At 56.6% G+C, this 17169-nt stretch carries 17 protein-coding genes; 4 read left to right on the plus strand and 13 right to left on the minus strand.

Going from position 1 to position 17169, the window contains the following annotated elements; all coding sequences use genetic code 11:
- Positions 1-34 precede the first annotated feature (34 nt).
- Positions 35-1381 carry a glutamine synthetase family protein gene (locus tag ACI9KD_RS01790; protein WP_414979427.1) on the plus strand — a complete coding sequence of 449 codons (1347 nt, stop codon included), beginning with the start codon at positions 35-37 and terminating at the stop codon, positions 1379-1381.
- A gap of 19 nt (positions 1382-1400) precedes the next feature.
- Complete coding sequence (locus ACI9KD_RS01795; protein ID WP_414979428.1) at positions 1401-2273, plus strand: endonuclease/exonuclease/phosphatase family protein; 873 nt, start codon at positions 1401-1403, stop codon at positions 2271-2273.
- On the opposite strand, the gene ACI9KD_RS01800 is transcribed toward ACI9KD_RS01795, so the two are convergent.
- On the minus strand, positions 2206-3558 hold the full coding sequence (locus ACI9KD_RS01800; protein WP_414979429.1) for an MATE family efflux transporter: 1353 nt from the start codon (positions 3556-3558) through the stop codon (positions 2206-2208). The two genes, ACI9KD_RS01795 and ACI9KD_RS01800, sit on opposite strands and share 68 nt — an antisense overlap.
- A gap of 75 nt (positions 3559-3633) precedes the next feature.
- On the opposite strand from ACI9KD_RS01800, the gene ACI9KD_RS01805 reads away from it, so the two are divergent.
- Complete coding sequence (locus ACI9KD_RS01805; protein WP_414979430.1) at positions 3634-4815, plus strand: acyl-CoA desaturase; 1182 nt, start codon at positions 3634-3636, stop codon at positions 4813-4815.
- Between the two features lie 83 nt (positions 4816-4898).
- A complete protein-coding gene (locus ACI9KD_RS01810) occupies positions 4899-5381 on the plus strand; it encodes a glutathione peroxidase (protein ID WP_414979431.1) in 483 nt (160 codons plus the stop codon).
- 21 nt (positions 5382-5402) lie between these two features.
- Here the strand turns inward: ACI9KD_RS01810 and ACI9KD_RS01815 are convergent, their stop codons facing one another.
- From ACI9KD_RS01815 to ACI9KD_RS01870, 12 genes are all read right to left on the minus strand, one after another.
- Positions 5403-7022, minus strand: a complete 1620-nt coding sequence (locus ACI9KD_RS01815) for a peptide chain release factor 3 (protein ID WP_414979432.1) — start codon at positions 7020-7022, stop codon at positions 5403-5405.
- Between the two features lie 111 nt (positions 7023-7133).
- A complete protein-coding gene (lipB, locus tag ACI9KD_RS01820) occupies positions 7134-7694 on the minus strand; it encodes a lipoyl(octanoyl) transferase LipB (RefSeq protein WP_414979493.1) in 561 nt (186 codons plus the stop codon).
- A 71-nt stretch (positions 7695-7765) separates the two neighbouring features.
- Positions 7766-8065 carry a YbeD family protein gene (locus ACI9KD_RS01825; RefSeq protein ID WP_414979433.1) on the minus strand — a complete coding sequence of 100 codons (300 nt, stop codon included), beginning with the start codon at positions 8063-8065 and terminating at the stop codon, positions 7766-7768.
- A complete protein-coding gene (locus tag ACI9KD_RS01830) occupies positions 8058-9278 on the minus strand; it encodes a D-alanyl-D-alanine carboxypeptidase family protein (protein WP_414979434.1) in 1221 nt (406 codons plus the stop codon). Before ACI9KD_RS01830 ends, ACI9KD_RS01825 begins: the two co-directional genes overlap by 8 nt.
- A 76-nt stretch (positions 9279-9354) precedes the next feature.
- On the minus strand, positions 9355-10149 hold the full coding sequence (locus ACI9KD_RS01835) for a septal ring lytic transglycosylase RlpA family protein (RefSeq protein WP_414979435.1): 795 nt from the start codon (positions 10147-10149) through the stop codon (positions 9355-9357).
- Positions 10146-11234 carry a lytic murein transglycosylase B gene (mltB, locus tag ACI9KD_RS01840; protein ID WP_414979436.1) on the minus strand — a complete coding sequence of 363 codons (1089 nt, stop codon included), beginning with the start codon at positions 11232-11234 and terminating at the stop codon, positions 10146-10148. Before mltB ends, ACI9KD_RS01835 begins: the two co-directional genes overlap by 4 nt.
- Before the next feature lie 70 nt (positions 11235-11304).
- Positions 11305-12444 carry a rod shape-determining protein RodA gene (rodA, locus tag ACI9KD_RS01845; RefSeq protein ID WP_414979437.1) on the minus strand — a complete coding sequence of 380 codons (1140 nt, stop codon included), beginning with the start codon at positions 12442-12444 and terminating at the stop codon, positions 11305-11307.
- Positions 12444-14285, minus strand: coding sequence for a penicillin-binding protein 2 (gene mrdA, locus ACI9KD_RS01850; protein WP_414979438.1), 1842 nt, complete (start codon positions 14283-14285; stop codon positions 12444-12446). The genes rodA and mrdA overlap by 1 nt, the downstream gene beginning before the upstream one ends.
- Positions 14286-14312: 27 nt before the next feature.
- The gene (gene rlmH, locus ACI9KD_RS01855) at positions 14313-14783 is read right to left on the minus strand and encodes a 23S rRNA (pseudouridine(1915)-N(3))-methyltransferase RlmH (RefSeq protein ID WP_414979439.1); all 471 of its coding nucleotides are present in this window, start codon (positions 14781-14783) and stop codon (positions 14313-14315) included.
- Positions 14783-15163 carry a ribosome silencing factor gene (gene rsfS, locus ACI9KD_RS01860; protein WP_414979440.1) on the minus strand — a complete coding sequence of 127 codons (381 nt, stop codon included), beginning with the start codon at positions 15161-15163 and terminating at the stop codon, positions 14783-14785. Before rsfS ends, rlmH begins: the two co-directional genes overlap by 1 nt.
- 46 nt (positions 15164-15209) lie before the next feature.
- A complete protein-coding gene (nadD, locus tag ACI9KD_RS01865) occupies positions 15210-15872 on the minus strand; it encodes a nicotinate-nucleotide adenylyltransferase (protein WP_414979441.1) in 663 nt (220 codons plus the stop codon).
- Positions 15869-17143 carry a glutamate-5-semialdehyde dehydrogenase gene (locus ACI9KD_RS01870; protein WP_414979442.1) on the minus strand — a complete coding sequence of 425 codons (1275 nt, stop codon included), beginning with the start codon at positions 17141-17143 and terminating at the stop codon, positions 15869-15871. The genes nadD and ACI9KD_RS01870 overlap by 4 nt, the downstream gene beginning before the upstream one ends.
- Between the last annotated feature and the right edge of the window lie 26 nt (positions 17144-17169).

Genomic DNA, 17169 nt, shown 5'->3' on the forward strand with positions numbered 1-17169 from the left:
GTTCAGGAACGTTTAACACGGGAAAGTGTGTCTTATGGCGCTGGAAGTCGACTGGTTCCTGCGTGCGTACCCCCAAATTTCGATGATCGAAGCGCTGCTACCTGACAGTAACGGCGTTCTCAGGGGTAAATGGCTGCCACGGAACAAGCTAGCCAAGGTCTATAAGGGCGAACTGAAGTTCCCCAAGACCGCCCTCTCTCTCGATATCTGGGGTCGCGATGTAGAAGAACTGGTGTTTGCCACCGGTGATGAGGATGGCGTGTGCCTGCCCGTTGAGGGCTCCCTTTTGCCCACACCCTGGTCCCCCCGAGGACGGCACGGCCAGCTGATGCTGACTATGTTTCGTCCTGGCGGCGGTGGATACCTCGGAGATCCCCGACAAGTTCTAAAGCGCGTCGTAGCCCGCTATCACGCCAGAGGCTGGCGTCCGGTAGTCGCCGCGGAGCTGGAGTTCAGTCTCGTGAAATGGGACGGCAAACACCCCAAGCACAGCGGCGAGAAGCCTTACCGGGGCGAACCCATTGGCGGCAATCTCTATGGTCTCGATGTGCTGCAACAGAATCATGCGATGCTCGAACAAATCCATCGTGCCTGCCAGCTGCAAAGCCTACCCTTTGACGGCGTAGTCAAAGAGTCCGCGCCATCGCAGTACGAAATCAATATGCAGCACGTGGACAGTCCTGTGCTCGCCGCACGTCAAATCCTGATGATGAAACACGCCATCAAGGAAATTGCCAAGCAGCATGGCCTGGTGGCCAGCTTCATGCCAAAACCCTTTGCCGATGAGGCGGGGAACGGCCTCCACGTTCATTGCAGCGTCATCGATCGCGACGGTAAGAACGTGTTTGATGACGGTACGGAGTTTGGAACCCCCAAATTACGCCATGCCATAGGCGGCTGCCTTCAGCACATGGCCGATTCTTTTGCGATCTTCGCACCAAGTTTTAACGCCTATCGCCGCTTTCAAAGAGGCAGTCACGCACCGACCACGGCAAACTGGGGCTACGAGAATCGCACTGTTGCGCTTAGGGTGCCTGCTGGCAGCAGCAAGGCCCGTCGTCTGGAGCATCGGGTGGCAGGTGCGGACGCCAACCCCTACCTGGTCTTTGCGGTCATCCTGGCTGCTGCGCTAGACGGTATCGAACGCAACCTTACTCCCAAGGCCCCGATCAGCGGCGATGGCTACAGCCAACTCGATGCTCAGGAACTCCCGATCTATATGCAGGACGCTCTTCGCTTGTTTGGCGAATCCAGCTTTATCAGTACCGCGCTTGGACCAGAAATGCAGCGCAACTTTGGTCTCACGAAAGCGCAGGAACTGGCTGAATTTCAGCGCCACATCACCAGCCTCGAATACCACGCCTACGTAGAACGGCTGTAGTCAGCGCTATACTGAGAGAATGACTCTCAGGTTTTCGACGTTGATTTCCTTCGCGCTTTGCGCCAACACATTACTGGTCAGCGTCCCTAGCCACAGCTCCCTCGTCCACAAAAGCATTTCCGCCTGTGCTCGGGCACTTCATACACCGACAAGCACCTCGCCCGCGGAGTTCCCGGTTCCCCTGCGCCTGAGAAGCTGGAACATTATGAAGTTTGATCTTCCCGGCGCGCAGCTAGAACTCCAGCGTATATCCCGGGGCGCCCACCTGGTTTTGCTCCAAGAATCGCTTCGCGGTGCCGGCAAGGACTTAAGCGCAGAGACCTATCGCTACTTCAGCCCAGGTTATGCCCGGGGCAGTGAGGCTACCGGGGTAGAGATCCGCAGCCAAACTCCCGCCGATGTGGTCTGTGAACTCACATTTATTGAGCCCTGGTTAAGAACCCCAAAGGCCGTTAGCGTGCTGCGCCTGCCCTTTCGCGAGGGCGCTCTGCTACTCATCAATCTCCACGCAATCAACTTCACCTTGACCGCCGCCGACTACAAGAAGCACCTGGCGGCCCTCTCAACACTCGTGTTTAGTCATCGTGGCCCAGTGATCGTGGCCGGAGATTTCAATCACTGGAACGCTTGGCGCGCCTCGGCGCTGCAAACCTGGGCGCAGGAGTTAGCATTGGTAGAAGTCGAATTCGAACTCGACTGGCGTAGCCGACATCTAGGCTCAAGCGTAGATACTATTTTCCTGAGAGGCTTACGCGCTGTCGCAAGGGCTGCATTCCCCACCACTCGATCCGATCACAATGCTATAGCGGCAAGCCTCGTGCTGCTTAAGCGCCCTTCGGATCAAGAGGGGGGTAATCTCGCTGAAGGCGTTTCACTAACGCCAATGCACTGAGTAAACCCAACACACCAAAGAGCGAAGCACCCAACACCTCTCCGATCATAAGACCACGAGCGCCATACAGTGTCGCGCCCAGATAGGCCGCGGGCACAACACCAAGGAACACTTTGGCGTAGTTGAACAAGGTGGCCAGGTAGGCTCGACCGAGGTTGTTATAACTGGCATTGGCGACAAACAGCAGGCCATTAAAGGCGAAGGCGCCCACCAGAAAGTAAATATAAAATCTGAGCAAGTCCGCTGCGAGCTCACTGACAGTAAAGGTCGCAACGACAAAGTCTGCTGCGAGCCAAAGTATCAGCCAGGCAATAGCGACATACGCCACAACGAACTTTGAGGCATCTAACAATGTCTCTCGTACTCGATCGTAGCGCCTCGCCCCGGCATTCTGACCAACGATAGGCCCCACCGCCCCGGATACCGCAAAGACGACCGCAAATGCCAGCGGTGCCAAACGCCCCATGACTGCGGATGCTGCTACCGCGCTGTCGCCAAACTGGGACATCATGCGCAAGATCAAACTATTACCCAGCGGTGTCGCAAGATTCGTAAGCACGGCGGGAATCGCGATCACCATAATGGCCGGGGCGTCAGCCACAATCATTCGCGGCGATACGCGAGTCGGCAAACGATGCACACGAAAAAGCACATACCCCGCGTATGCAACGACAACAACCCGAGACGCTACGGACGCCCAAGCCGCACCTTCAATGCCCAACCCAAAATAAAATATCAAAATGGGGTCTAGTACGGCATTTGCCCCAGCCCCGGCCAGTGTGGCGTACATGCTGTGTCGCGCATCCCCTACCGCGCGCAGCCCCGCCGAGAGACTCATCCCTAGTACCAGCAAGGGTACCGCGGGAATCTGAATCCGACTGTAGGCCAGAGCATAGTTTAAGGTGTCGCCAGAGGCCCCCAGCAACTGCAGTAACTCCGGTAGCCAGACCCAGACAAGGGCCGCCACTAAACCTACGCTCAGGGCATTGAACCAAAGTACCGAACTACAGTAACGCCCCGCCAAAGGGCGATCTCGACTACCCTCAGCCTTGGCCACTAGCGCAACCAGGGCGATCTGTAGCCCGATACCAAGCGAGAGCAAGAAGAACAGCAATGCACCGGCAAAGCCGACCGCCGCAACCAGGCGCTGCTCGCCCAGAAGAGTCAGGAAAAACATGTCCACGACATCCACCGTGAACATGGCGATCAGACCCACGGACGACGTGCCGGTCATTACCAACACGTGACGCATGGTTGAGCCGCTAAGGAAAATCGGACCGCTCAAAACAACCGTTTTCCAAAGCTCAAGACTTCGCACGCCGATCCCGTTAAAATCGTCGCTCGTAAATTAGGCACCTGCATGATGACTGTACAATCTCCAAAACCGCCGTTGACACGGATCAATGCCGTGATCTTTCTCGGATTTCCCATTTTGGCCGCCATTTTACTGCCGGCATGGGGGGTATACGCCGGATTCACGGGCACTCAGTGGATCTGGGCCGGCATATTTCTGTACCTCAACGGCCTCTCCATAACCGGCGGCTATCACCGTCTTTGGTCCCATAAGGCCTACCAGGCACATTGGAGCGTTCGCCTTTGGTTCGCTCTTTGGGGCGCCGGAGCGCTGCAAAACAGCATCCTCATCTGGGCCGCTGACCATCGCCGTCACCACCGCCATGTTGACGATAATGACTTGGACCCGTATTCCGCGGGTCGCGGCCTCTGGTTCAGCCACATAGGCTGGATGCTGCGGGAGTATGCCACCAATGGACCGGATTTCAGCAACGCGCAGGATTTAATGCGCGATCCCATTGTCATGTGGCAGCACAAGCACTACGTCGCTATCACGACCTTTATGAATTTGGGCATGCCGATCCTTCTGGGCTTGGCGCTTGGAGATGTCATTGGTACGGTGCTTCTGGTGGGCCTACTGCGCCTCGTGGTCAATCATCACGTAACCTTTTTTATCAACTCTCTTGCACACTTTTGGGGAACCCGACCCTATACCGAAGAAAACAGTGCCCGCGATAACGGCTTCCTGGCCTTCCTCACCTATGGCGAGGGCTATCACAACTATCATCACATCTTTCAGAAAGACTATCGCAATGGCATTCGCTGGTATCAGTGGGATCCCACCAAATGGATGGTCGCAGGCCTGGAAAAACTTGGGCTTGCGAACGGTCTTCAGCGTGTACCGGACTTCCGCATACAACGCGCTTTACTGGACATGCAGTTCAAGCGAGCTCAGGACCTGGCGGCAGGCCATGGAGAAACCGCGTTATCGGCCATCTTGGAACGCGAATATCAAATTTTTACCGATTCCATAAATCAGTGGAAGCAATTGCAGTCTGAGCGCTACGAGCGTCATCGGGACCAGTTTGAAGGTGCCATGGCTGAGCGTTACCAGCAACTTCACGATCGCTGGGAGCAAGCCGCTCTGCGTAGTCAATTCCGGGAACTGGAATTCTCTTTGCGCGGGCAACGTAAACGTCTACAGATGTTGATAAACCAATGGCAACTGCAGCCGCTGGCGGCGGGCTAATCGTTAACCGAAGCGGCAGCGTGTAGTTTTAAGATTTAACCCAAGGTGACTCGCAGCACGAGGCACAGCGACGAGGCATGACTATGAGCGATGGTATTTACGGATTTTCGCCACGGGACAATCAGGGCAGCGAGAAGTCCCTCGAAGACTATCGGGGACAGGTTCTGCTGATCGTTAACACTGCGTCGAAGTGTGGTTTTACACCGCAGTTTGCCGGACTGGAATCGGTTTACAAAGAGTACAAAGAGCAAGGATTCACGATTCTGGGATTCCCCTGCAATCAGTTTGGGGGCCAGGATCCGGGCAGTAACGATGAAATCATGGAGTTTTGCCAGCTAAACTACGGCGTCAGTTTCCCGATGTTCGGCAAGATCGACGTCAATGGCGGCGATGCTGACCCTCTATTCAAACACCTGAAGCAAGCCGCTCCCGGCGCGCTGGGTAGTCAGGGCATCAAGTGGAACTTCACCAAGTTTCTGGTGAATCGCGCCGGCGATGTGGTGAAGCGTTACGCGCCTACCACCAAGCCCGACGCTATCGCTTCTGACATTCAAGCACTTCTCTAAGCCACGGCTGTCCTACGCGAGTTAATGCTCGCGCGTAGCCCGAAACTGAATGTCCGGCCAGCGCTCTTCCATGAGCGCCAGATTGACCCGAGTAGGCGCCAGGTAGCTCAGAAAACCACCGCCGTCGATAGATAACTGGTCAGCGGCTTTTTTACGAAACTCCTCAAGCTTTCGCTCGTCCTCGCAGTACACCCAGCGCGCGGTATACACATTGACGGGCTCGTAAACGGCTTCAACCTTGTATTCGTCATTCAATCGATACGCGACCACATCAAACTGCAGCTGTCCCACAGCGCCCACAATCAGATCCGTTGAACTGATCGGGGAAAAGACCTGTGTTGAACCCTCTTCGGACAACTGCTGCAGCCCCTTTTGCAACTGCTTCGACTTCATGGGATCCCTAAGCCGAATGCGCCGAAACAGCTCCGGCGCGAAATGTGGAATACCCGTAAATCCCAGATTTTCACCGTCGGTAAAGGTATCGCCGATCTGAATGGTGCCGTGGTTGTGTAAGCCGATAATATCCCCGGCAATCGCTTCTTCAACAAGCACGCGCTCACCGGCCTTAAACGTCACAGCGTCGGCAATTTTGACCTCCTTGGCCATGCGCACATGACGCATTTTCATGCCTTTTTGGTAACGTCCGGAGCAGACACGCATAAAAGCAATGCGATCTCGATGCCGGGGATCCATGTTTGCCTGGATTTTGAACACAAATCCGCTGAAGGCGCTCTCCCCCGCCTCGACCTGACGCTCATTACTACCTCGACCCTGCGGCGGCGGCGCCCATTCCACAAAGTTATCCAGCATTTCGCGAACGCCAAAATTACCCAGTGCAGTGCCAAAAAAGACCGGAGAGAGTTTGCCCGCAAGGAACGCCTCGATCTCGAACTCGTGGCTTGCCCCCTTCACCAACTCGATCTCGTCCGCAAAGCTGTCGTACTCGTCCCCAAGCAGCGCTCGGGCCTCATCCGAATCCAGGCCTTGGATACGCTTGTCCGGCGGAAGCACCGCGTTGTGGCCTCGCTCAAAACAATGCAGGGTATCGGTGTAAAGGTTGTATACACCCAGAAAATACTCGCCCATTCCCATGGGCCAGTTCACCGGGGCGGCGGCAATACCCAGAACTTCTTCAATTTCATCGAGAAGCTCGATGGGGTCCCGGGCAGGACGGTCAAGCTTGTTCACAAAGCTGATAATCGGCGTGTCCCGGAGCCTGCAGACGTTCATGAGCTTGATGGTGCGATCCTCCACACCCTTTGCGGCATCGATGACCATGAGTGCCGAGTCGACGGCGGTCAGCGTGCGATAGGTATCCTCGGAGAAGTCCTCGTGGCCCGGCGTGTCCAAAAGATTCACCACACGACCATGGTAGGGAAACTGCATCACAGAAGACGTTACGGAGATCCCCCGCTCCTGCTCCATGCTCATCCAGTCAGAGGTGGCGTGGGGGCCTTTTTTGCCTTTGACACTCCCCGCGATAGCGATGGCGTTACCCAGCAGCAATAGCTTTTCGGTGATGGTGGTTTTACCCGCATCCGGGTGAGAAATAATCGCGAAAGTGCGCCGCTGAGCGACTTTCGCAGCGAGATTAACCGTCTGAGCGTTGTTGCCAGTGTCTGTAAGCTTGGCGTCGGTCATGCAAGATCCGTCATCGATTGTTGCAGTGCCAAAAGGGCGTCACAGTCTTTGCGTATGCCGGCACCGAGGGCGCGCATCATAGCCGATGCCGCCACGCGGTTAAATCGACGATCACTGCAACGCTAAGCGGTTTCCCAATTCCTGCAACAGGTTCTCGCTCACAAGCTGCATATCGGGGCAGCTATCGCCTAGCAGGGTTCGCATGGAAGTGACCTCAAGACCCGCGTAGCCGCAGGGGTTAATCCGGGTAAAAGGCTCAAGATCCATGTCTACATTCAATGCCAGACCATGATAGCTGCAGCCCCGGCGCACTCGCAGCCCCAAAGACGCAACTTTCTGACCGTTCACATACACCCCGGGCGCCTTGGGGTCCGGCGCAGACTGAATGCCAAAGCTTCCCAGCGTTGCAACGATCGACTGCTCGATGAGATCCACCAGTGCCCGTACACCCAGATGTCTGCGTCGCAAGTCCAGCAGTAGATACACGACCCACTGGCCGGGCCCGTGGTACGTCACCTGTCCACCTCGATCTACCTGAACCACCGGAATATCGCCAGGAGCAAGTAGATGCTCCGCGCGGCCCGCGAGGCCCTGGGTAAAAACCGGGGGGTGTTGAAGCAGCCAGAGTTCATCGACTGTATCGGGGGTTCGCGCATCGGTAAAACTGCGCATATTGTCGAGTGTTTGCTGGTAGTCGCCATTGCCGAGACGGCGGGTAAGCGGAGTCGGCACTGCAGAGGGGTTCACAGCACCATCTGCACAAGTCCGGTGGCGCGAAGATCTTGGTGGAGCGCCTCCAGCTGTTCTGGCCCGGTGGCCGTAATAGTGATGGTCATGGACAAAAAGTTGCCCTTGCGACTATCTCGAACCGTGATGGTCTCTTGATCAAAGCCCGGCGCATGCCGTTCAAATATCTCAAGCACCAACGGCCGAAACTCTGTGACGTTGCGACCCAATACTTTTACTGGGTAATCACAGGGAAACTCAATCCTCGGCGGCTCCTCGCTATCCCCTCCGCCCGCAGCTGTGATGAGCTCAGCCACCGAAAAGCTGCGCCAACCACATGAGGATCATGTCCCAGACCCTTGCAAAAAATCCGCCTTGCTCTATGGGCTCCAGAGCGACCAGTGGAACCTGCTGCAGAACCTCACCATCAAGGCTGAGCGTGAGCTCTCCCACGGTATCTCCTTGCGCCAGGGGTGCACTGATGGGATCCATCAGCACGAGTTCTGTAACTACGCTATTACGTTTGCCGCGCGGCAAGGTAAGGACCACATCATCAGCGATTCCCACTGCAACGTAGTCTGTTTGCCCCTTCCAAACCCGGGGCTTTTCTAACTCCTCGGCGCCAGTGACCACCACATCGGTTTCAAAGAACCGGAAACCATAGTTCAGCAGGCTGCGCGTCTCCCGAGCACGGGCGCGGGTGCTATCGGTGCCCATAACCACCGAAATAAGCCGCATACCATTGCGTTCTGCGGAGGCTACCAAGCCATAGCCAGCCTCTCGGGTGTAACCGGTCTTCAAACCATCCACTGATGGATCTTCACCCAGAAGCTTATTGCGGTTGTATTGGCTAATATCGTTGTAGGTGTATTCGCGCTGACTGTAGACCTTATAGTGCTCCGGAAAGCGCGTAATAATGGCCTTGGCGAGTGTCGCGAGATCCCTGGCGGTCATCATATGCTGGGGGTGCGGGAGCCCGTGGGAATTGGCAAAGTAGGAGCCATGCATGCCCAGTTCTGCGGCATGCTTGTTCATTAAGTCGGCAAAAGCCGTTTCGCTACCGGCAATGTGCTCGGCAACCGCGACGGTTGCGTCGTTACCGGAAGAAATCACGATCCCTTGCTCCAGCTGCCCGATATTGACCGGCATGCGCGGTTCAATCCACATGAGCGAAGAGCCGTTGAAGACCGGGTTCTGGGACCAGGCGTTACGGCTTACAGTCACCTGATCTTCCCGGCTAACGCGACCCGCATCAATCTCCGACGCCAGAACATAGGCGGTCATGAGCTTGGTAAGACTGGCTGGAGGCAATTGCTCGTCTGCGTTGGACTCCACCAAAACCGCACCACTCCTGGCATCCACCAGCAGGTAAGCCTTGGCAGCCACCTCCGGTGCGGCGGGGACAATATTTTGTGCTGACACGGAGGCGCTGAACGCCGCAAGCGACAGGACAAGACAGCTCGTGGTGGCAAAGATAGAGCGGAAAGAATGTGGCATAAGCATCAGGTCAAGGACTCGAAGGCGGGGCATGGTACCGCAAGCGCTCTTTGCGGCGAAATCTGTGGTCGAAAGAAGGGTGAAAACAGCAAAAAAGACAAGGCGTCAATCATGGCAATGTCAAACCCGGCGAATACCCCCGGCTCATGAGTAAATCACGAAGATAGCGCAGCTGATCTCCATCGGCGACCGGACCCAATCTTACGCGGCTAAGCCGCTGTCCACCCACATCAACCGGGGTGACATTCACAGGAACAGAGACCATCGCAGCTACAGAGTCGCGAAGACTATTCGCGGTCTCAGGATTCGCAAAAGCTCCCAACTGCAAATAGCGATAGGCACCTGTTTCACTGTCTCGCAGATCATCCACGCCCGCCATACTAAGAGTTTCCACAAGAACGTCAGCGGTGCCCTTGTCGACAAACCCAAGCTTCACAGCACTGGCATAGCTCAAATCGATCAAGCGATCTGCATGGAACGGCCCGCGATCATTCACCCGAACCACGATCTGCCGACTGTTCGAAAGATTGGTGACTCTGGCATAGCTCGGTATAGGAAGGCTCCGATGGGCGGCGGTTGCCAGATACAGGTCGTAGATTTCGCCATTGGCCGTTTTGTTGCCATGAAATTTAGTGCCATACCAACTGGCAATACCCTTCTCGCTATAGCCCTCGGCGCTGGGCAGCACACGATACTCAATACCCTCGATACTGTAGGGAGACGTGTTCCCCGCGCGAAGGATCGGATCAGGCCGAGGCGTAGCATCGGCAATATCATCCGGGTCCACACTCGCAACCGGCGCGCCATCACCTTCCCAGGCGACCTTTGGCTCGGAACTTGAACAGGCAACCAGCGCAGTCGACGTCGTCAGGGCAAGCAGTAACGCCAGGCCCGATCGCCTCATTCCTGCACTCCTGCGGCGATGCGTTGACTGAGTAAAAACACACTCATGGCATACATCGCTGAGTGGTTATAACGGGTAATCACGTACAGATTCTGTAGTCCTAACCAGTACTCATGACCATCGGCAAGCTCAAAGCGCATTGCGGTAGCGAGCGCTTCAGGATCAAGGTGCTGCTCCGCGGTAAGTCCCATTCCACTAAAAGCCTGTATGGAATGTGTGGGCTTCAAGCCGCCCTCGAAGGCCTCGTCTGGTGTTGATTCTGCCGCGATCGCAGCGCTGACCACGGGCTCGCCAGCGCGCCAGCCATGCTTTGCCAGATAGTTGGCAACACTGCCAATAGCATCGGTAGGGTTATTCCAGATATCAACGAGCTTGTCGCCATCAAAGTCCACGGCATAAGCACGATAGCTACTGGGCATAAACTGCCCATAGCCCATGGCGCCCGCATAGGAGCCCTTGAGCGTCAGAGGATCCATATCCTGCTCTTGAGCCAACAGTAAAAAGTTCTTAAGTTCGCTGGTGAAAAACTTGGAGCGCTTGGGATAATCAAAAGCCAAGGTCGACAGTGCGTCAATTACATCGTAGCTACCTGCAATACGTCCGTAATATGTTTCTACACCGATAATGGAGACAATGACTTCAGCCGGTACACCCGTCTCAGCCTGAGCACGAGAAAGTGCTTCGCGATGTTCACGAAAGAAAGCTACGCCCTCTCGCTCACGACGCTCAGTTAGAAATATTTCGCGGTACTCATACCATGCCTTGGTTTTCTCCGCGGGTCGGGAGATGGCATCCAGAATGCTTTGTTGACGCTCTGCCGAGACGAACAGCGACTGCAGCTCTTCTCGCGAGAATGCGTGCTCCGCGACCATCTCTTCGATCAATGCCTGGGCACCCGGGTGGGTCGAATAATCCGCCTGAACAGGAGCGATGACCAGCAATGTACTTAGGAATCCAGCGCATACAGCAAGCACCGACGACTTTGACACTGCCTTAGGCGAGGCCTTTGCCGGCCCGCGATGGGAACGCGTCGTTGTGCCAGAGCTCGTGTCAAAAATTGTGTCGATAATAGCTTCAGGAATCATGCATTACGCTCTGCCGAAGTCAAAAAAGATAGTCTCTGCGGTTGCCCGCCAGCTGTCCGAGAGGTAAGGGTCACTGCCCCACCACACGCTTCTCGGTGCTGACTGCCATGAGCAGCCCAAACCCTGCCATGAGCGTCACCACCGACGTACCGCCGGCACTGACGAGCGGTAGCGGCACCCCCACCACCGGAAGCAAACCTGCAACCATGCCCATGTTAACAAAGATGTAGACAAAGAAAGTCAGCGTAATACTCCCGCAAAGGATGCGGCCGTAGCTGCTTTGTGCATTTAAACCGATCCAAAACGCTCGGAGCAAAATCAGCACGTAAAGACCCAGTAGTAGCAGCACGCCCTGCAATCCAAACTCTTCGGCCAGCACTGCAATAATAAAATCTGTGTGGCTCTCGGGAAGAAAATCGAGCTGCGACTGGGTACCTTGCCCCCAACCTTTGCCCGCCCATCCTCCGGAGCCGATCGCCGTTTTGGACTGGATGATGTTCCAGCCCGCCCCTAGCTTATCGCTTTCGGGATTGAGTAGGGTGAGGATCCGCTGTTTTTGATAATCCTCCAACATGAACATCCAAGCAGGCCAGGCGGAAAACACCGCTACCAAGCCCGTCCCAACGATGAACCGCCAGCTGATACCCGCCATGAAAATACCAAACAGTCCCGAAGCGCCGATGAGCAAGGAGGTCCCCAGGTCCGGCTGACGAATGATAAGGCCACAGGGGATCACTATAAGCAGCAGGCATACAACAATATGTTTTGACGCCGGGGGGAGCACCCGGGCTCCCAGATACCAGGCGATGGTCATAGGTACTGCAAGTTTCATGACCTCTGATGGCTGGAAACGAAATCCCCCGAGATCCAGCCAACGCTGGGCGCCTTTTGCACCGACGCCTGCGACCGCGACCGCAGCCAAGAGGGCCACACCCAATAGATAGCCCCAGCAAGACCAGCGCGACCAGCGCACAGGGCTAAACTGGGCCATCACAAACATCACCACGTAAGCCAAAACAAAGTAGCGGCCCTGACGCACCACCGCATCCATGCTTTGTCCCGAAGCGCTGTACAGAACCAGCATTCCGTATGCTGTGAGCGCCAGCAGTAGCACCAGTAATGGAGCGTCCACGTGCATCTTCCGCGCCAGGCCCGGGGGCCGGGTTAAAGGCCCCACGTTGTCTGGCATCTGACGAACGTATTCAGACATCAGCTGGCTTCCCGCTCGAGCCAGGCATCGATGACCGCTCGGGCAATGGGATAAGCAGCACTGCTACCGCCGCCGTTTTCGACAATAACAGCCACCGCGATGGTAGGTGCTTCCAGCGGTGCAAACGCAATAAACAAGCCGTGATGACGATGCCGCTCGTCGACTTCGTCTTCGTTGTAAACCGCATCCTGGGCGATGCCGATAACTTGTGCAGTGCCGGTTTTACCCGCCATTTCGTAGTTCATGCCTTTGGCTACGGCCCTGGCTGTGCCGCGCCGGCCATGCACCACTTCTCGCATGCCTTCGACGACAGCGTCCCAGTTCGCGCCATCGGCAATCAGTGGCTCCACCATGGGCGCCTCTAAGGCCTCATCTCCCAGCCATTGCACCAATCGAGGCTCGCGATGCTCGCCTTGCGTAGCGAGCACCGAGGTCGCCACCGCTAGCTGCAGCGGCGTCGTCAACATGTAACCCTGGCCAATTCCCACACTCAAAGTTTCACCGGGATACCAGGGCTGACCTAAGGCGGCGCGCTTCCAGGCTTTGGACGGAAGGACACCAGGGCGCTCCGCCGTGGTGTCGATGCCCGTGGGACGACCCAGACCATAATGGTCGAGATAATCGTGAATGCCATCCACCGTCAGGCGCCGAGCCAGATCATAAAAGTACACGTCGCAGGATTCGGCCAGCGCCATCTTCAGGTCTACTCTCGGCGCATGGCCGGTACCACGAATGCGCAAAATCCAGTCCCGATAGCGACGACTATCGCCTGGGAGGCGATACCAGCCGGGGTCCGGGACGGTGTATAGAGGGTCGATCAAGCCGGCCTCGAGGCCGGCCATGGCGATCATCGGCTTCACCGTAGATCCTGGAGGATACTGTCCTTGAACGGTGCGATTGAACAGGGGTACGTCCGGCGAATCGCGAAGCGCGTTGTAGTTCCGACTACTGATGCCATTGACGAATAAATTGCTATCGAAGGACGGCGTACTTACCATCGCCAGCACTCCTCCGGTGAGCGGATCGATGGCCACGACGGCGCCGCGGCGTCCCGCTAACTGCTCATGCGCTACGCGCTGCAGATCGTAGTCAAGATGCAGGATGAGGTCTTCACCGGGGCTGGGGTCAAAACGCTCCAACACCCGAAGTACGCGCCCGTGAGCGTTAGTTTCTACGGTCTGGTAACCCACAGTTCCGTGCAACTCATCTTCGTAGTAGCGTTCAATACCAATTTTGCCAATATGAAATGTGCCACGGTAATCCGCCTGATCGATCTGGGTCATCTCTTCAACATTAATACGCCCTACATACCCCAGCGCGTGGGCAAACAACTCACCGTGGGGATAGTAGCGCTGAAGCTGCGCCTGCACGGTAACGCCCGGCAGTCTGTGCCGGTTTACCGCAATATAGGCTTGTTCCACGTCATCAAGACGAAAGCGCAAAGGCACCGGATCATAGGGCCTACGCTCTTGGGCTCTGCTGCGGAATTTCTCTAGATCACTCTCTTCGATGGTCACGAGTTCGGCCAGACTGGCCAAAGTGGCATCAAGGTCGTCGACTCGCTCAATAATCAAAGAAAGTGTGTAGCTGGGTCGATTGTCAGCCAACAACATGCCATTGCGGTCGTATATCAAGCCCCGCTTTGGTGGCAGAGGCTGGAGCTGTACACGGTTGCGCTCCGAAGCGGTACTGTAGGCTTCAAACTCGTTGATCTGCAGGTTGTAATAGCGGACCAGTAATACGCCCAGGAGGAGCACAACAATGCCGAACGCCACGAGACTGCGGGCGCCAAAAATACGCTGTTCGCGTTGAGTATCTTTAAGAACTACGCGGGAAGCCATCGGTCCTTTTCAGCGACGACGTGGGTGTCAGGCGCGATGATAGGGGTGACCAATGGTGATTGTCCAAGCGCGATATAACTGCTCAGCCAAAATCACCCTCACCAGGGGATGCGGCAAGGTGAGTGGACCTAGGGACCAACGCTGTTTAGCGGCCGCCAGACAATCATCAGACAGCCCATCGGGGCCACCAATAAACAGACTTAAATCCTGCCCCCGCATCATCCAGCTCTCCAGCTGAGCAGCCAGCTCCTCGGTACTCCAGGGCTTACCCCGACCATCGAGGGCAACACAGTGATCGCCGGGGCTAACACCCTTGAGCAAGGACTGCGCTTCGCGTTCTCGCAACTGCTGCGCATTAGAATTTGCACCGCGTGCCGCCAGGGGTACGTCGCGCCATTGCAGTTTGAGCTCTCGAGGAAGACGCTTTGCGTATTCACCGACGGCAGTGTCTACCCAGAGCGGCATCTTGCCCGCTACTGAGTGCACAGTTACCCGCATCAGTCTGAGCCGTTATCCAGGGCGTGCTCACCAGAATCGTCATCCGAGTCGGCAGGCCCAGTACTCACCCACAGGCGCTCGAGGTCATAAAAGTCGCGGATCGCTGGCTGCATGACGTGCACAACCACATCACCGAGGTCCACGAGGACCCACTCACCGGCGTCTTCGCCCTCGACACCCAAGGGCATTTGGCCCGCAGCCTTGGCCATACGAGACACATTGTCAGCAAGGGACTTTACGTGACGACTGGATGTGCCGCTGCAAATGATCAGATAATCCATCACATTGCTGAGCTCTCGCACATCGAGAGTCACGGCATTGACGCCTTTCAAATCGTCCAGCGCTTCGCCGACCAGATCCATGAGTTCCTGCTCCGACATCGGCGCGGGATTGCTTGTTGCTTTGTTTTGAGGGGTGATAGGCCCGTTACTCCTGCTTTGCGTAGAGTCCACGCTCAGCGATGTATGCAAGCACGCTCTCCGGGAGGAGATACCGTGCGGAAAAACCCAATTGTAACAGGGCTCGAATGTTTGTGGCCGAGATATCCTGAGGACGCAAAGTTTGTGTAACCACAGCCCCGGCCGGTTTCTGACTAAGGTCCTCGCTGCTCCCCGCGTGATCGCGAAGTAAAGCAGCCAGAGCGCCCTCTGCCGGCAAAGCCCAGCCAGGCCTCGCCAAGATCACCAGATGCGCAAGACCCAAAAGCTCACCCCATCGATGCCAGCTCGGCAATCCCAGCAAAGCGTCACAACCCATCACCAGACACAGGCCCCGGCGCTCGCCTAACTCAGCCCGAAGCTCCGCAAGACTGTCGATGGTGTACGAGGGGCCCGCGCGGTTGAGCTCCCGTTGATCGCAAACGAACCGGGGTTCGCCCGTAATAGCCCTCTCCACCATGGCTGCTCTATGCTCTGCGCTAACCTCAGGCGCCTCCCGATGCGGGGGCTCGCTGGCGGGCATAAAGCGCAGCTGCGCGAGCTCCAAGCTCTCAAGTAACTCAAGGGCGGAGCGCAAATGGCCAAAATGGATCGGATTGAAGGTGCCGCCAAAAACCGCCACGGCACCCCTACTGGAAGGTAACTGACTCAAGTACGAATCTGCCCCTCACCCAGCACGACATATTTTTCTGAGGTAAGCCCCTCGAGACCTACCGGGCCCCGGGCGTGAAGCTTGTCTGTAGAAACCCCGATTTCTGCGCCCAGACCGTACTCAAATCCATCCGCAAAGCGTGTCGAGGCATTGACCATCACAGATGCTGAATCCACCTCCCGGAGAAAACGCTGGGAACGCTGGTAGTCCGAGGTCACGATGGCCTCCGTATGCCCTGAACCGTATCGAGCGATATGGGACATAGCCGAGTCGATATCGTCTACGACACAAACGGACAAAATAGGGCCGAGATATTCCATCCCCCAGTCGGCTTCCGTGGCGGCCTGGGCGTCTGGTACGACTGCCAATGTACGCTTACAACCCCGTAACTCCACACCGGCATCCAGATAAGCCTTGGCCAGCACAGGCAATAGCTCCCCAGCCTCCTGCTGGTGAATCAGTAATGTTTCCATGGTGTTACAGGTACCGTAGCGCTGTGTCTTTGCATTCACCGCGATCGCTACAGCCATGTCCGGGTCGGCACCCTCATCGATAAACACATGGCAGACACCATCCAGATGCTTGATCACCGGCACTCGGGCCTCGGCGCTAATCCGCTCGATAAGGCTGCGCCCCCCCCGAGGAATAACAAGGTCTACTAGGCCCTCAAGGCCCAGGAGCGCTCCTACGGCTGCGCGATCCCGAGTTTGTATCAGCTGAACTGCCGCACGGTCCAGCCCTGCCATGGCAAGGCCATCAGCCATCGCCGCAGCAATCACCCTATTTGAATGAAGTGCTTCGGAGCCTCCGCGCAGAATGACTGCGTTGCCCGACTTGAGACACAAGCTCGCGGCATCAGCCGTAACGTTGGGACGCGATTCGTAAATGATGCCAATCACGCCTAGGGGAACACGCATTTTACCCACCCGAATACCCGAGGGCCGTGTGCGCATGTCGCGGATTGCGCCCACAGGATCGGGCAGCGCCGCGACCTGACGCAGACCATCGAGCATGTCGTCAACGCGCGCAGCTGTCAGCTCAAGGCGATCCAGCAATGCTGAGTCCAGAGCATTGGACTGAGCACGCTGCATATCCAGAGTATTCGCTTCGCTTAGCGCATCCCGACGGCCCTGGAGGATATCGGCGGCGGCCAGCAGGGCCTGATTCCGCGCGGCGGTGGCTGACGCGAGCAATTGCCGCGAGGCTTGTCGCGCGGCAAGCGCCATAGTGCGGACTTCCGCGACAATATCCGCGGGTGAAGCTGTGCTCATGACCACTATCTCTTGCTTTAAGGTTG

The organism is Congregibacter sp., from assembly GCF_047617445.1.
GTDB lineage: Bacteria > Pseudomonadota > Gammaproteobacteria > Pseudomonadales > Halieaceae > Congregibacter.

Excerpts from the sequence above, each read along its gene's own strand:
- rodA (WP_414979437.1), bottom strand. The coding sequence starts at position 12,444 with ATGTCTGAATACGTTCGTCAGATGCCAGACAACGTGGGGCCTTTAACC.
- ACI9KD_RS01830 (WP_414979434.1), bottom strand. The coding sequence starts at position 9,278 with ATGCCCCGCCTTCGAGTCCTTGACCTGATGCTTATGCCACATTCTTTC.
- lipB (WP_414979493.1), bottom strand. The coding sequence starts at position 7,694 with ATGCGCAGTTTTACCGATGCGCGAACCCCCGATACAGTCGATGAACTC.
- rlmH (WP_414979439.1), bottom strand. The coding sequence starts at position 14,783 with ATGCGGGTAACTGTGCACTCAGTAGCGGGCAAGATGCCGCTCTGGGTA.
- ACI9KD_RS01870 (WP_414979442.1), bottom strand. The coding sequence starts at position 17,143 with ATGAGCACAGCTTCACCCGCGGATATTGTCGCGGAAGTCCGCACTATG.
- ACI9KD_RS01810 (WP_414979431.1), top strand. The coding sequence starts at position 4,899 with ATGAGCGATGGTATTTACGGATTTTCGCCACGGGACAATCAGGGCAGC.
- ACI9KD_RS01815 (WP_414979432.1), bottom strand. The coding sequence starts at position 7,022 with ATGACCGACGCCAAGCTTACAGACACTGGCAACAACGCTCAGACGGTT.
- mrdA (WP_414979438.1), bottom strand. The coding sequence starts at position 14,285 with ATGGCTTCCCGCGTAGTTCTTAAAGATACTCAACGCGAACAGCGTATT.
- ACI9KD_RS01835 (WP_414979435.1), bottom strand. The coding sequence starts at position 10,149 with ATGAGGCGATCGGGCCTGGCGTTACTGCTTGCCCTGACGACGTCGACT.
- ACI9KD_RS01790 (WP_414979427.1), top strand. The coding sequence starts at position 35 with ATGGCGCTGGAAGTCGACTGGTTCCTGCGTGCGTACCCCCAAATTTCG.
- mltB (WP_414979436.1), bottom strand. The coding sequence starts at position 11,234 with ATGATTCCTGAAGCTATTATCGACACAATTTTTGACACGAGCTCTGGC.
- ACI9KD_RS01795 (WP_414979428.1), top strand. The coding sequence starts at position 1,401 with ATGACTCTCAGGTTTTCGACGTTGATTTCCTTCGCGCTTTGCGCCAAC.
- ACI9KD_RS01805 (WP_414979430.1), top strand. The coding sequence starts at position 3,634 with ATGATGACTGTACAATCTCCAAAACCGCCGTTGACACGGATCAATGCC.
- rsfS (WP_414979440.1), bottom strand. The coding sequence starts at position 15,163 with ATGTCGGAGCAGGAACTCATGGATCTGGTCGGCGAAGCGCTGGACGAT.